9 protein-coding genes are annotated in these 14,638 nt (G+C 67.5%); 7 read left to right on the forward strand and 2 right to left on the reverse strand.

Annotated elements, in window-relative coordinates; translation table 11 throughout:
• Positions 1-8: 8 nt before the first annotated feature.
• From M5D76_RS03545 to M5D76_RS03570, 7 genes are all read left to right on the forward strand, one after another.
• Positions 9-1,247 carry an L-aspartate oxidase gene (locus tag M5D76_RS03545; protein WP_248922005.1) on the forward strand — a complete coding sequence of 413 codons (1,239 nt, stop codon included), beginning with the start codon at positions 9-11 and terminating at the stop codon, positions 1,245-1,247.
• A complete protein-coding gene (gene nadC / locus M5D76_RS03550; protein ID WP_248922006.1) occupies positions 1,228-2,097 on the forward strand; it encodes a carboxylating nicotinate-nucleotide diphosphorylase in 870 nt (289 codons plus the stop codon). Before M5D76_RS03545 ends, nadC begins: the two co-directional genes overlap by 20 nt.
• Before the next feature lie 2 nt (positions 2,098-2,099).
• The gene (locus M5D76_RS03555) at positions 2,100-2,639 is read left to right on the forward strand and encodes a transcription repressor NadR (RefSeq protein WP_248922007.1); all 540 of its coding nucleotides are present in this window, start codon (positions 2,100-2,102) and stop codon (positions 2,637-2,639) included.
• A 740-nt stretch (positions 2,640-3,379) separates the two neighbouring features.
• The gene (locus M5D76_RS09330) at positions 3,380-3,667 is read left to right on the forward strand and encodes a helix-turn-helix domain-containing protein (RefSeq protein ID WP_428847226.1); all 288 of its coding nucleotides are present in this window, start codon (positions 3,380-3,382) and stop codon (positions 3,665-3,667) included.
• Positions 3,668-3,933: 266 nt separating this feature from the next.
• The gene (locus M5D76_RS03560; protein ID WP_248922008.1) at positions 3,934-4,965 is read left to right on the forward strand and encodes a branched-chain amino acid aminotransferase; all 1,032 of its coding nucleotides are present in this window, start codon (positions 3,934-3,936) and stop codon (positions 4,963-4,965) included.
• 582 nt (positions 4,966-5,547) lie between these two features.
• Positions 5,548-6,861 carry a histidine--tRNA ligase gene (hisS, locus tag M5D76_RS03565; protein ID WP_248922009.1) on the forward strand — a complete coding sequence of 438 codons (1,314 nt, stop codon included), beginning with the start codon at positions 5,548-5,550 and terminating at the stop codon, positions 6,859-6,861.
• 185 nt (positions 6,862-7,046) lie between these two features.
• On the forward strand, positions 7,047-7,796 hold the full coding sequence (locus M5D76_RS03570; RefSeq protein WP_248922010.1) for a DUF4282 domain-containing protein: 750 nt from the start codon (positions 7,047-7,049) through the stop codon (positions 7,794-7,796).
• A gap of 90 nt (positions 7,797-7,886) precedes the next feature.
• On the opposite strand, the gene M5D76_RS03575 is transcribed toward M5D76_RS03570, so the two are convergent.
• Entirely contained in the window at positions 7,887-9,254 is a 1,368-nt protein-coding gene (locus tag M5D76_RS03575) for a DUF6273 domain-containing protein (protein ID WP_248922011.1), read from the reverse strand.
• Positions 9,255-9,454: 200 nt separating this feature from the next.
• Entirely contained in the window at positions 9,455-14,566 is a 5,112-nt protein-coding gene (locus M5D76_RS03580; protein WP_248922012.1) for a hypothetical protein, read from the reverse strand.
• Positions 14,567-14,638 lie beyond the last annotated feature (72 nt).

Consider the following 14,638-nt stretch of genomic DNA (forward strand, 5'->3'; position numbering starts at 1 on the left):
CCACCCCCATGCCCCGCACCGCCCCCAAGCCCGCCGCCCCCGACCCCACGCTCGCGCCCGGCACCCACGAGAGCGACGTCGTGATCGTGGGCTGCGGCGTCGCCGGCCTCTACGCCGCGCTCAACCTCCCGCGCAGCCTCCGCGTCACCATGATCTGCAAGGAGGACGTCGAGTCCTGCGACTCCATGCTCGCGCAGGGCGGCATTTGCGTCATGCGCGACCATGACGACTACGACTCCTGGTTCGACGACACCATGCGCGCCGGCCACTTCGAGAACCGCGCCGAGAGCGTCGACACCATGATCTGGTCGAGCCGCGAGGTCATCAACGACCTCATCCGCATGGGCGTGAGCTTCGACCATGCGCCCGGCGGCGACCTCGACTACACCCGCGAGGGCGCCCACAGCCGCCCGCGCATCCTCCACCACGCCGACCTCACCGGCGCCGAGATCACGCTGCGCCTCCTCGAGCAGGCCTGCCGCCTGCCCAACGTCACCATCTACGAGCACGTCACGATGGACGACCTCGTGGTCGAGAAGAGCGAATGCCTCGGCGTCCGCGCCCGCCTCGCTGACGGCGGCCGCGTCACGCTCCTGGCGCGCGACACGATCCTCGCGACGGGCGGCATCGGCGGCACCTACGAGCGCTCGACCAACTACGCCTGCCTCACCGGCGACGGCTGCCGCGTGGCCGAGGCCCACGGCGTCGCGCTCGAGCACATGGACTACGTGCAGATCCACCCCACGTCGCTCTACAGCGAGCGCCCGGGCCGCGCCTTCCTCATCTCGGAGTCGTGCCGCGGCGAGGGCGCGATCCTCATCAACGCGGCCGGCGAGCGCTTCGTCGACGAGCTGCTCCCGCGCGACGTCGTGAGCAAGGCGATCTTCGCGGAGATGGAGCGCGAGGGCTCGCGCTACGTGCGCCTCTCCTTCGAGAACGTGCCCGAGCGCACGATCACCATCCACTTCCGCAACATCTTCGAGCACTGCCTGGAGGAGGGCTACGACATCCGTCGCGAGCCCATCCCCGTGGTGCCCGCGCAGCACTACCTCATGGGCGGCATCCACGTGGACCAGAACTCGCGCACCACGATGGAGCACCTCTATGCCGCGGGCGAGACGAGCTGCAACGGCGTCCACGGCAAGAACCGCCTGGCAAGCAATTCGCTTCTGGAAAGCCTGGTGTTCGCGCGCCTCGCCGCGCGCGACATCGTGAGGAGGAGACACCATGAACTCTGTGACGCTTAGGCTCGAGGCCGAGCCGCTGATCCTCGCGGCCCTGCGCGAGGACATCACGAGCGAGGACGTATCCACCAACGCCGTCGTCGACGAGGCCGCCCTCGGCGAGGTGCGCCTCATCGCGAAGCAGGACGGCGTCATCTGCGGCCTCGACGTCTTCGCGCGCACCTTCGAGCTGCTCGACGAGGGCGCGCGCTGCAAGTTCACCGTGGCAGACGGTGACGACGTCAGCGCGGGCCAGGACCTCGGCGCGGTCTCGGCCCACGTGCGCACGCTCCTCTCGGGCGAGCGCGTCGCCCTCAACTACCTGCAGCGGATGAGCGGCATCGCCACCTACACGCGCCGCATGGCCCGTCTCTTCGAGGGCACCAAGACCCGTCTCGTCGACACGCGCAAGACCTGCCCCAACATGCGCGTCTTCGAGAAGGAGGCCGTGCGCGTGGGCGGCGCGTCAAACCACCGCTACAACCTCTCCGACGGCGTGATGCTCAAGGACAACCACATCGACGCGGCCGGCGGCATCGCGCCCGCCGTCGCCGCGGCCCGCGCCTACGCGCCGTTCGTGCGCAAGGTCGAGGTCGAGGTCGAGACCCTCGACATGGTCCGCGAGGCCGTGGCCGCCGGCGCCGACATCATCATGCTCGACAACATGGACCACGACACCATGGCTGAGGCCATCGCCATCATCGACGGCGCGGCCGAGGTCGAGGTCTCGGGCAACGTCGACGCCCAGAACGCCGCGGCCCTCGTCGACCTCGGGGTCGACATCGTCTCGTCCGGCGCGCTCACGCACTCGGCGCCGATCCTCGACCTCTCCCTCAAGCACCTCACGGTCACGGGCCGCGAGGGGCAGGAGTAGCCATGGGGGGAGAAGAGCGCAGGGAACGGCTCGTGGCTCTTCTCGGCAGTGCCGACGTCCCGGTGTCGGGCGCCGACCTGGCCCGGGAGCTCGGCGTGAGCCGACAGGTCATCGTTCAGGACATCGCGCTGATCCGCCGCGACGGCGTCGACGTTGCCTCGACGCACCGCGGCTACGTGCTCGCGCGCCCGAGCGTGCCGCGGCGCATGTTCAAGGTCCGCCACGGCGAGGAGCGCGTGCAGGAGGAGCTCGACCTCATCGTCGACCTTGGCGCCACGGTGGAGGACGTCGTGGTGAACCACCGCAGCTACGGCGTGATCAGCGTGGCGCTCGGCGTGTCGAGCCGCCGCGACGTGACGCGCTACCTGGCCGACATCGCCACGAGCAAGTCGACGCCGCTGTCGCGCATCACCTCCGGCTACCACTTCCATCACGTGACGGCGCCCTCCGAGGAGATCCTCGACGAGGTGCAGCAGGCCCTGGACGAGCACGGCTTCCTGGTCGAGCGTCTGCCGTACGAGGTGGGGGAGGGCTTGGAGTAGGCCGCGCACGCACGTGGCGAAGTCGCAGGTGAATGCCGTAGAGATGGTCTAGTAGCGCACTTTATAAATTAGGTTATCCGATAACCTTATTTATGGCTCATCTATAAATAAGGTTTTGTTCTTTTTGGCATGTTCGAGCGCAGGCTTGCAAGTCCTGCGATGGGCACGGCGCTCGAGCCGCCGGTGCGAGTCGTTCCTGCCCGCTGAGCCTTTTGTTGAGGTTGCCGTGCGGGGTCAACCCATGATGCGGGTATCAATCCAGTAATCACCTCGAGATTGGTGGGGCTGGCATCTCTCGAAGCCAACTGACGCGTTCTGGTGACTTTGCCTGCACCTGTCGTATTGTGCAGGTTTTAACTATTAACTGAGGTAATATTAAATGGGAGATCGCTCAAGATAACTAAGCGGAGAGCTCTCATTCGTGAACTGGAGTCGGCGGGTTCAGGCATGTTGGAGGGACCAAGCACGGGAGCTCGGTGTTGAGTCTGCGGTAAGAAGCAGGGGGAATCATGTCTTTGTACATGTGTGAATTCGAGTTGGTGAACGATGGCGATTGCGTTCTGTGCTGGCCGTTCTGGCCCGGCGTGGAGGGCGGAACTCAGGGAGAGAACCTTGACGACGCCGTGGAGATGGCTGCCGATTGGCTTCGAGAGATGGCTCTTGACTGTGAGATGCGTGGAGCGAGCGTGCCGAAACTTCCCTTGGGCAACGAGCCGAGGCAGGGGGGCCGTGTCGTTACCATGGTCGTGGAGGCGAGCCTGTCTGACATTCCGGCCGTCACGGCAAAGGAGGCCGCGGGTCTTCTGGGCGTGAGCCGCGCCCGCGTCTCCCAGCTCTGTAAGGCTGGGCATCTGGAAAGCTGGACGGTGGGCCGCACGCGCATGGTGAGCTTGGAGTCGGTGCGGCTTCGCCTTGCCGAGGAGCGCAGGGCCGGACGGCCGCGAGCCGGGCAGTCGAAAGCCAGGGGAGACGGCGAGGTCTCTGGGGCCAGAAGGCGGACGTCCCCTGGAAAGGCGGTCGCGTGCTAGGTGTGATTGATTGCAGTTTCGGCACTGGGCATGGGGGTGGCGCCGCAGTTCTTCGTTGAGCGACTGGTTGTTTGGTCGGTTGGGGCGCCAATGGGCCAGGGCGTCATCGCGGGAACCGGCGCAGTCCGCATTGGCGTGTCATGTTTCGGTCCCGTCTCGCGTGCGTGCGCGCTACGGGCGAGGTAGTACACTCACACTCAACGCACGACCACATCAAAACCTTTGGTTCGCGCCTTACATGACCCACGACACGATGGGAGTTTGCGATGGAGAAGAAGGACCTGGACTGGGGCAGCCTCACGTTCGCCTACCAGCCGACTGACTACAGCTATGTCTCGAACTACAAGGACGGTGCCTGGGACGAGGGCATGCTCACGAGCGACCACAGCCTTCACCTCTCCGAGTGCGCGGGCATCTTCCACTACTGTCAGGAGGTCTTCGAGGGCCTCAAGGCCTACACCACCGAGAGTGGCGACATCGTCTGCTTCCGCCCGGAGCAGAACGCCAAGCGCATGGCCGACTCCGCCCGCCGCATCTGCATGCCGGCCTTCCCGGAGGACCGCTTCGTCGAGGCCGTCGAGCAGGTCGTGCGCGCCAATGCCGCCTGGGTCCCGCCCTTCGGCACCGGAGCCACCCTCTACCTCCGTCCGTTCATGGTCGCGACCGGCAACGTCATCGGCGTGAAGCCTGCTGACGAGTACCAGTTCCGCATCCTCGTGACGCCCGTCGGCGCCTACTACAAGGGCGGCGTCAAACCCGTCAAGCTGCAGGTCTCCAAGTACGACCGTGCCGCTCCGCACGGCACCGGCAACATCAAGGCCGGCCTGAACTACGCCATGAGCCTCTATCCCTCCGTCGAGGCACACGCCGCGGGCTACGCCGACAACATGTTCCTCGACCCCGAGACCCGCACCTTCGTCGAGGAGTCCGGCGGCGCCAACTTCCTGTTCGTCGACAAGGAGGGCACGCTCATCGTGCCGCAGTCCGCGACCGACTCGATCCTGCCCTCGATCACGCGCCGCTCGCTCGTCGACGTCGCCGAGAAGTACCTCGGCATGAAGGTCATCCAGCGCCAGGTGCGCTTCGACGAGATCGATCAGTTCGTCGAGTGCGGCATGTGCGGCACCGCGGCCGTCATCAGCCCGGTGGGCCAGGTCGACGCCGATGACAAGACGGTCGTCTACGGCATGGACCACGTCGGCCCCGTCATGCAGAAGCTCCGCGAGACGCTGACCGGCATCCAGTCCGGCGCCATCGAGGACAAGCTCGGCTGGGTCCACAAGATCGACGTCGAGTAGCGCATAACCTCAGGACAAACGCACCACCGCCCCTGGCACCCGGGCTCGAACACGCGGCTTTGCCGCGAACTCGCCTGGCCGCCAGGGGCGGTGGCTTGTCGTGGGCGGGGTGCCGCGTACGTCGGCCGCCGCGCGGATCCGGGCGCAGTGCCATTCGATTGCGTCGCGTACGCAAAAGCACCCCTCCGTGGAAAGATTTCCGATTCGGATGCGCGATTCTGCCCCTCTGTGTACAACTCGCTGAGCCCCTCGGCGGGGGAGGCGTGGAAAAGTCTGCATAGACTTTGGGGTTTGGCCAGTTGCGTACCGTCTGTTATGCAGGCGAATGTGGCGGCTGGCTAAATCGGAGAGTCGAGACCTTGCCACGGAGGCACACTTTCGCGCAGGGCGATCGCCAATCTTTCCACGGAGGCACGTTTTTGCGCGCCCGCGAGCGCATCCCATGTGTGGGCGCCCTGCAGTTCGTCCGCGCTACCTGCGCGTGCGCTATACTTTGCCACTGCAGCCGTGGAAGGCGACGCGCGCCGTGCGTCGTTTGTGGCCACGGCCGGATGCGCCGGAAAGGCGCGATTGGAGATCACCATGGCACAGAGGATCCAGGGTACCGAGGACCTGTACGGCGGCTACATGCGCGCCTGGCAGCACATGCAGGACGTCGCGCGCGAGCTGTTCGGGGCCTACGGCTTCGACATGATCGAGACGCCTGCCATCGAGCAGGTCGACACCTTCGTCCACGGCATCGGCGAGTCGACCGACGTCGTGCGCAAGGAGATGTTCCGCGTCGTATCGGGCGCCCTCTTCCAGAACCTCCTCGAGGCCGGCAACGAGGACGGCCTCAAGGCCAAGCAGCGCATGGCCATGCGCCCCGAGGGCACGGCCGGCGTCGTGCGCGCCGTCGTCGAGCACAACCTCGTGCCGCAGGGCGCGGCTCCCGCCAAGCTCTGGTACGCCTCGCCCATGTTCCGCGGCGAGCGCCCGCAGAAGGGCCGCCTGCGCCAGTTCCACCAGGTCGGCGTCGAGTGGCTCGGCGCCCCCGATGCCGCGGCGGACGCCGAGTGCATCATCATGCTGATGGAGTTCTACAAGCGCCTCGGCTTCGAGGCCAAGGACCTGCGCCTCTCCATCAACTCCATGGGCGACGCGGCCTGCCGTCCGGCCTATCGCGAGAAGGTCCGCGCCTTCATCCTCGACCACGCCGACGAGATGTGCGAGGACTGCCTCGAGCGCGCCGAGATCAACCCGCTGCGCGCCTTCGACTGCAAGAACGAGCACTGCCACGAGGTCATGGCCGCGGCCCCGCTCGCCAATGACAACCTCTGCGACGACTGCGCCGCCCACTACGCTCAGGTCAAGCGCTACCTCGACGAGGCCGGCGTCGCCTACGTGGAGGACCCGACGCTCGTCCGCGGCCTCGACTATTACACCCGCACCGTCTTCGAGATCGAGGCGGTCGGCGCCGGCGTCGGCGCCATCGGTGGCGGCGGTCGCTACGACGGCCTCGTCGAGCTCGAGGGCGGCAAGCCCACGCCGGGCATCGGCTTCGCCGTGGGCTTCGAGCGCATCGCGCTCGCCCTCGCGGCCCAGGGCGCGTCGCTCGAGGGTGACGAGCCCTCCTGCGTCTACGTCGCCTGCGCCGGTTCCGAGCAGCGCGACGCCGTCTTCTCGGCCACGCTCGCGCTTCGCCAGGCCAACATTCGCACCGAGGCAGACTACCAGGGCCGCTCCCTCAAGAGCCAGTTCAAGCAGGCGGACAAGCTCGGCGCCCGCCTCTGCGTCGTGTTCGGCTCCGACGAGGTCGAGGCCGGCGTCGCCACCCTGCGCGACATGGAGACCCACGAGCAGGTCCAGGTGCCCATCGCCGACCTCGCCACGGAGGTCGCCGCGCGCCTCGCGTAGCCCGCGCAGCCCGACAACGCAAGACAACGAGCGAGACGGTCCTCGGGGCCGTCTCGCTTTTCGTTTGCACCGCCGCTTCTGGATTGCATCGCCAACCCGTTCGCGCCGTGTAGTACGGTTTTTGTTACGCGCTTGATCGTGCCGTCGTGTCGCGCGCGACGGGCGGCCTGACGAAAGGGGACCACATGTACGGATACGGAACTCGCAGCTCGCTTTACCCATCGATGTTCGGTCTTGGCTCGGGCTTTGCGGGCGCTCTCCTGCTCGTCGCGTTCATCGCCTCGATCGTGCTCACGGTCATCATCTACCGCCGCTTCGTCTCCAACAAGGCGGCTGGCGGCCTCAAGCTCAAGGATCACGCCACCTGGGACAAGTTCTTCCGCTTCGACAGCTTCATCGTCGACAAGATCCTGCAGGTCCTCTACATCTTCGGCGCCGTGTCCTCCGCCACCTTCACTGTGGTGATGATTCTTCTCTCGCTGTCCGGCGGCATTGTCGCCTTCCTGGCCGCGCTCATTGGCGGCGCGCTCCTCTGCCTTCTCTACCAGGTGATGCACCGCGCCCTCTTCGAGCTGCTCATGCTCGGCATCGTGACGGCGCGCAACGCCATCTCCATCAGGAGGATGATGGAGCAGGACAGGGGCATCGTCTCCACTGAGTCCGCTGGCGGAGAAGAGCCTGCCCCTGCCCCCGCGCCCGCTCCCGTTCCGCCGGCTCCCGCGCCTGCGGCCCCCGTTCCGCCGACGGCCCCGGCCGCGGCTCCCGAGCCTCCCGCTCCCGTACCCGCGTCGGAGCCCGAGCCCGCACCCGCGCCGGAGCCTGAGCCCGCACCTGAGCCTGAGTCCGCCCCCGAGCCCGGCGTCTGCCCCGCCTGCGGCGAGAAGAACGAGCCCGGCTCCCACTTCTGCGGCAACTGCGGCGGCAAGCTCGACTAGCGATCACCCGCTAGAGCAGCCAGCCAAACAAGAGGCGCGCGTCGACCATCGGCCGGCGCGCGCCCTTTCCTTGCCGCGTGTCGCACTGCCCTAGATGCAGAGCCCTACGACCACGCCGAGCGAGTCGTTCGAGTTGCCGTACGTCGACGGGTTGCCGCTCGCGTCCACATGGCGCCCGCGCCCCGAGCTCGCCGCCGTCGAGCGCAGCCACCACGAGCCGCCGCACGCCAGGCACGAGTTGTTCGCGTCAGACACCACGCGCTGCTGCGCAAAGTACTCGTACTGGTCGCCCTCGCCGTTGAACACCGAGTTGTAGAACGCGCTGTTCGCGGGGTCGGAGTCGTAGTTCCAGTCCACGGCCCCCGTCAGCTCGATGATCGACGGCGCCCACAGCGTGTCGGTCGTCGGCGTCGTGACCATCCCCGAGCTCGCCTTGCCCACGTTGTTCGAGACCTTCTGCACGGGCACGACCACCTTGGCCAGCTCCTCGGGCAGCTTGTCCTTCAGCTCGCCGTTCATCCACGTGCGCAGCTCCGAGCCCTTCCAGCCGCCGTCGGTCGTGGTCCCGCTCGCCATCCGCCGCGACCAGTTCGCGTTCTTCGCGACGAACGTCATCGCGGCCTGCCCGCTGCCGTCGGCCTTGTCGTCGTGCATGAGCCCCACGAGCCGCAGCTGCACCTCGGTGCCGTCGCTCATCTTGACGGCCTTCACGCCCGAGACGAGCTTGCCCCCGCGCGCCAGGCCGTACTCCTCCGCCACGTCGAGCGCCGCCCTGCGCGAGCCCGCCGCGTACATCTTCTGCGCGACCTTGCCCAGCTCGCCCCACGAGTACTGCTCGACCGACGCCCTCGGCTTCACGTCGCCGTTCGAGCTCGATTCATCCGCCGCGCCGGCCGCGTTTCCGCCGGCCTTCGCCGAGGCGCCGCTGTCGCCCTTCTGCTGCTCCTGCACCTGCGGGACGGGCGCGGCCTCCTTGTTGGCGTTCGCCCCCGAGACCGCGAACGCGATCCCCAGTCCGAGCACGAACGCCAGGCCGATGCCCCCGCCGATAAGAGCGGGCTTCAGGGCCGACGGCTTCGCCTTGGCCTTCGACTGGGTGCCTGCCGTCTGACCCTCGCCCTGGAGGTACGGGTTGTCCGTCGCAGGGGCCGCGCCGGCACGCGCGTTCGCGCCCACGCCTGCGCTCACGGGCGCGTGGGCTCCCTCTGCGTTGGCCCTGCTCGCGCGTCGTGTCTCGTCCAGCACCGAGACCGGTGCCTGGACCGCCGCGGGCATTACCGTGGTCTTCTGGTCGGCGCCTTCCGGTGCGGCCGCATTCGCGGCGCCCTCGTCGCTCGGCGTCCCCTCGGGCCTCTCGAGCCTCGTCGTCTTCTCGGACGCGCTCGCGGGCGCCCCGCACTCGATGCAGAAGTTCGCACCCTCGGGCAGCCTCGAGCCGCAGTTCGTGCAGAATCTCATCTCTCGTACCTCCGAGCGTCGTTATTTGCGGCACGGGCCGCCCGTCGAGTGGCGGGCTGGGGTGTCGTTTTCCCAACCGTAGCATTGTTGATGGGGCTGCGCGCCCACGAAGGCGCGTCCGCCAAACGCCGGTAACGCGAGGGGGCGGGGCGCCACCTCTGGCACCCCGCCCCGAATCCGTCACGTGTGTCTCGCCGAGGCTACTCCTCGTCCTCCTCGACCATGTTCTCGTACTTTCTGCGGCGACGCTCGTAGGCCAGGGCCGCGGCCCCTGCCGCAGCCAGCGCGGCCGGCACGATGCCCGTGGTCGGGTCTGCCGTGTCAGGCAGGCGCGAGCTGCTCCTGGGGGCCGAGGCGGTGCTTCCCAGCACCTCGACCGGCGCGTCGTTCAGATCGCTCCAGTCCGCGTCGTCCTCCTCGGTCCAGACCTCGTCCATGATGTCGATGGGCTCGTTCTCGTACTCGATGACCTCGCCCTCGTCCCAGTCGTCGTCATCCTGGTTGTAGAGCCCGCCCGACGTGACCATCGTGGGGCTCGTCGCCTGGAAGCCGACCTTCTTCTCGCCGCGCCACTCTGCCGGGATCGGCATCGACACGCGGTGCGTCTGCGTCTTGCCGGGCGCCAGCGACCAGTCGCTCTCGACGTTGGTGGGGTTGCCCTTCTCGTCGCTCTGGTTGTAGACCGACTCGCGCAGCGTGTCCTTGCTGAAGGTGAGCTGGGTCTCGCTGACCTTCTCGTTGTCGCAGAACATCACGACCTTGCAGCCCGAGATGAACGTGTTGCCGTCGTTGCGCAGCGTCACGTCGAAGTTGGCCGAGCCGCCGGGCGTCACGCGCGCGTTGGGTGCCTCGGCACGCAGCGCCGTGACGCTCTTGACGTGTGGGATGCGCGTGCGCCAGAGGTTCGCGCCGTACTCCAGGTCGCTGTCCTTGCCCTTCACGAGCTCGGTGATGAGAAGGTCGAGCGCCGAGCCGCCCACGCCAACCACGGACAGCTGGTCGGCGTCGTGCGAGAGGTCCGCCATGATGAACGGATCCGAGAAGTGATTGGCTCCCCAGACGCGGCACGCCATGATGTGGAAGACCTTCTGGCGCTCGGTCGTGACGTCGCCCGTCTCGTCGTCGACCTTGCTCACCTGGTCGCCGTCGCGCGACTGCGGCCAGAAGATGAGGTTGCCGTTGCGGCTGATGCCGAAGGCCTGCACGCCGTACTCGGTCGGACCGACGGGCGTGAACTCGAGGTCGTAGCTGCTGTTCCACTTGGCCTGCTGCAGCTTGCCGCCATGCGAGCAGAGGAAGCCCTCGTGCTTGCGCCACGGCACGAGGCGCGGCGGCATTGAGCCCACCGGGTCCTTCTCGTCGAACTCGTAGACCGTCTTGCCCTTGACGATGTTTTGCAGCACGCCGCCGCTGGTCGCGTAGTCGACCTTCATGATGAGGAAGGTCACCCGCTTGCCGCCGCGCAGCATGATCGTGTGCTCGCCGCCGACGGCCTCGCTGACCTGCATCTCGAAGAGGTCCTTGGGAAGCGCCCCGATCTTGGCCGAGATGTCGTTCCAGCTCGCGATCCTGACGGGGTTGACGTTCCTTTTGCTGGACGAGAAGTTCACGAACATGACCCCGAGCTTCGTCTCGACGTTCTCGCTCTTGACGAGCTCGCCTACAGCGTCTTTGTCGACGCAGCGGTCGAGGTAGTTGACGAGCATCGTGGAGCCCTGGAGGTGGCAGGACAGGTTCGAGATCGAGTGGATCTTGTTGGACGACCCGTCGCCGAAGACCTGCTCGGACGTGCGGACGAACCAGTTGGAGATGCGCGAGGTCGCACCCGACGTCATGTCGCGGGCATCCACCTTGAAGAAGAGGAAGGCGGTTTCGGCCATGACGCCGTCGAGCGAGGCGATCGTCTGACCCTCGGGATTCGCGCGCTTGCCGCAGATGATGGCGACCGAGAATGTGCCGCCGCTCGAGCTGGGCAGGAACTCGAGGTCGTAGTCGTAGTCGTAGTACTCCCAGCGCTTGAAGCCGTCGCGCGGCTTCCTCGGGTTGACGTAGATGTCGAACTTGTGGGTCTGGCCGGCGGCTCCGCCGGTGAGCAGGGTGGCGGTCAGGCGCGTGCGCGTGACGATCCAGGCCTTCCTCTTGGAGATGTCGAAGGCGCGCACCTTGGCGGTGCCGAGGCGGAAGAGGTAGGTCTTGGACTCGCTGCCGATGTTGACCGTGATCACCTTCGAGCGCGGGTCGCCGAAGACGTTCGCGTTGATCTTCGTGTCGGAGGTCGGTCTGAGTCCGCCGTCCATGCCGACGCCCTTGATGCCGACGGGCGCGTCTGCGGCCACGGCGAACTGCGTGTTGAGGAAGGGTGCGCCGGCCGCGGCGGCCGTCTCGGCGGCCGCGTCGAGCTGCTCCTGGCTCGGCTGCTCGCCCTGCGTCTGGGCCGTCTCCTGCGCCTGGGTGCCGAGCTTGTCCTTGTCAGTGGCGTTGTCCTTGGCGTCCGCGGCATCCGTCGCGGCGTCTGCCTTGTCGCCGGTAGTGTCGTCCGCCTTGGAGGTCGCGTCCGCGCCTGCCTCGCTGGTCGCGCCGGCATCTGCCGCGCCCGTCTGGTCCGTCGTGCCTGCGTCGGTCGCGCCTGCAGTGGGGGCGGACGTGCTGGCATCGGGCGTGGCCGCCTCACCGTCCGAGAGGGGCGTGGCGCTCGCGGTCGCTGCCTCGTCGGGGGAGAGGGTGCCCGCCGCGCCTGCGGCCGCGGCACCTGCGGCGACGGCCGCACCAGGCGTCGCGTCGCCCGTCTGCTTGTTCGCGTCCGTTGTTGCGGCGTCGCCCGTCGCGGCATCGCCGTCGGTCGTGCCGGTCGCGTTGGCACCGGTCGCGTTGGCGTCGGTCGCGTCATCCGCGGTCGGGTCCTTCGCCCGGTCCGCCGTGGCGGCCTGCGCATCGCCCTGCTTCTGCGCCTGGGCCGCGTCTGAGGCCTTGCTCTTCTCGGCGTCGTCCTTCTGGGCCTGGGTCTGGGCGTCGGCGGGCGTGGGCTCGGGCTCGAGCAGGCCGAAGTCGTAGGTGTAGTAGTGGATGGGCGTGCCGTCCTCGAGCGGGGCGACCATGTCCTCGCCGCGCCTGAAGCCGATGCGGAGGTTCGTGGGGTGGTCGTCGGACTGGCCGGTGAGCTCGTCGATGCCGTACCAGCGCGCCCAGTCGTCCTCGCCCCAGGTGTCGTCGTCGGGGACGTTCTCGTCCCAATCATCGTAATTGGTCTCGTAGCTGTCGGGCGAGCCGTCGGGCACGAGCGTCTCGTCGTAGTTGATGGTGCCGAGCTCGTCCTCGCGGATGGTCTCGAGCATGCCGTCGGAGATGAACACGAGGGAGTCGGCGAGCTCCTCGAGGGTGTAGTTTGCCCAGGGGTCGATGGTCTCGAGGTCGTCGCCCTCGGCCGAGGTGCCGAGCTGGTTCTTCCAGTTGTCGACCCAGTTGGGCTTGCTGCCGTCGGCGAGCAGGAACGTCTTGGTGAACAGGAACATGTGCAGGACGAGGTCGAGCCTCGCGATGAAGCTGAGGATGACGTGCAGCTGCGACTTGCCGTCCTTCGGCGCCGCGGGGGACCACGCGATGTAGAAGGCCAGGCCGATGCTGCCCTTGACGCAGATCGACGCGACGCCGCGGATGCCGACGCCCACCGAGGCGCTCACGACCGGCGTGATGCGGAACGACAGGCCGGTGTTCATGGGGTCCCACTCGACGAGCGACCAGTCGAACATGTCGTCGATGAAGGAGCGGGTCTTGTCCTTCTGGACGAGGCGGCCGCCGAGGGTGCCCGAGGCGTCGGCCGTCGCGTTGAAGCCGAAGATGATCAGCGCCGGGATGGGGCCGAGCATGTAGTTCATGGTGTAGGAGGCGTCCATCGAGCCGAAGAGCTGCAGGCCGCCGGAGTACTGCAGGGCGCCGGTGCCCTTGTCCCACTGGGCGCCCAGGAGCAGCTGGAAGTTGAGGCGGAACGACACGCTGCCGAAGGTGTCGATCTTCTCGATGGCGCCGCCCGAGATGGCGCTGCCGGCCTTGGCCGACATGTCGCCCGCGGTCTTGAGGAGCTTGTTGAACTGCTCGGAGATGGACTTGCGCGGCATCGAGAAGCCGTCGGTCCACTTCTTGGTGTCGGTGTTGTAGTCCTTACCCCAGCGCTTCATGGGGATGGTGATGCGCAGGTAGCCAAAGGGGTTGTAGTCGACGTTGATGAGCCAGTCGGGCGTCCAGACCTTGACGTCGGAGCCGCCGATGACCGGGATCGACTTGGGCCACTTGAGGCCGAGGCCGCTGATGGCCTTGCCGTCCATGCTGAGCGGCGAGAACTTCACGCCCGAGGCGTTGGGCGCCTTGTTGGCCGCGGGCTTCGAGAAGGTGGGCGACAGCGCCGTGACGAAGGACTTCCCGCCCTGCTCTATGCGAAGGTAGTTGTCCTTCTCGGCGAAGGCCTTGGCCGAGTCGCGCTTGAGGAGCTCCTGCGTGAAGGTGGCAGTCGCCACGCCGCCCGTGGGCGTGACCTTGGCCTGGGCGAACGCCTCGCCGGTCTTGCCGTGCGTGAGCGAGAGCGTGCACTCGCCGGCGCCGAGGTTCTTGACGACGACCTTGGCGTCCACGTTGGCGGTGTTCGCGCTGTCGAGCAGGAAGTCGTTCTTGGTGTAGAGCATGTCCCATCCCGCGATCGTGGCGCAGGCGGGGTAGGGGAGGTTCTCGGAGAGCTTGCGCGTGGGCACCTCGATGAGCTGGCCGCCCTCGACGTAGGTGAGGCCCACCTCGAAGTCGCGGTACCCGCTCGCGGTGACGCTGATGCTTCCCGCGAGCACGTAGCTGCTCATCTTGTAGACGTCCTTGTTGCCGTTGGGGTTGTTGGCGATCTTGGCGATGTCGATGATCGCGATGCCCTTGTCGTCGGTCACCCCCTCGGCCGAGCCCTTGCCGTCCTGGCGGGTGACCTTGACCTTGGCCCCCTTGACGGCGGTCTGCGCCCCGTCGGCCATGTCGGCCACGATGAAGCTCGTCTCGTAGGGCTTGGCCGCGATGATCTTGAGGCTCGGCCCCTTGGCGTCGCCGCCGTCGACCTCGGACTCGTCGGCCTCCTCGGCGAGCGCCGAGCCCGCGGGCGCGAGCACGTAGCTGCCCACGGTCGCGAAGGGCAGCGTCGCGAGCGTGCCGACGGCCACCTCCACGAACGAGCGGCGGCTGAGCCCGCGCGTGGCGGCCCGGGGCGCGTCCTGCGGCGCGCCTCCGGCCGCGTCGCCCTCCTGCCCGATCTGATCGCGTGTCCGGACGTCCTCGTTGCGCTCCATCTGAACCCCGCTTTCTGTCGCGCCCGTCGCCTGGATGCGCGGGCGTGGTCGGCAGCTGATTCAGGAAAGCAT

The sequence above is a fragment of the Olsenella intestinalis genome, assembly GCF_023276655.1.
GTDB classification, from domain to species: Bacteria; Actinomycetota; Coriobacteriia; order Coriobacteriales; family Atopobiaceae; genus Olsenella_J; species Olsenella_J intestinalis.

Bases quoted from the DNA above. Each gene is read 5' to 3' on its own strand.
- hisS (WP_248922009.1), top strand. From the start codon at position 5,548: ATGGCACAGAGGATCCAGGGTACCGAGGACCTGTACGGCGGCTACATG.
- M5D76_RS03560 (WP_248922008.1), top strand. From the start codon at position 3,934: ATGGAGAAGAAGGACCTGGACTGGGGCAGCCTCACGTTCGCCTACCAG.
- M5D76_RS03575 (WP_248922011.1), bottom strand. From the start codon at position 9,254: ATGAGATTCTGCACGAACTGCGGCTCGAGGCTGCCCGAGGGTGCGAAC.
- M5D76_RS03580 (WP_248922012.1), bottom strand. From the start codon at position 14,566: ATGGAGCGCAACGAGGACGTCCGGACACGCGATCAGATCGGGCAGGAG.
- nadC (WP_248922006.1), top strand. From the start codon at position 1,228: ATGAACTCTGTGACGCTTAGGCTCGAGGCCGAGCCGCTGATCCTCGCG.
- M5D76_RS03555 (WP_248922007.1), top strand. From the start codon at position 2,100: ATGGGGGGAGAAGAGCGCAGGGAACGGCTCGTGGCTCTTCTCGGCAGT.
- M5D76_RS03570 (WP_248922010.1), top strand. From the start codon at position 7,047: ATGTACGGATACGGAACTCGCAGCTCGCTTTACCCATCGATGTTCGGT.
- M5D76_RS03545 (WP_248922005.1), top strand. From the start codon at position 9: ATGCCCCGCACCGCCCCCAAGCCCGCCGCCCCCGACCCCACGCTCGCG.
- M5D76_RS09330 (WP_428847226.1), top strand. From the start codon at position 3,380: ATGGTCGTGGAGGCGAGCCTGTCTGACATTCCGGCCGTCACGGCAAAG.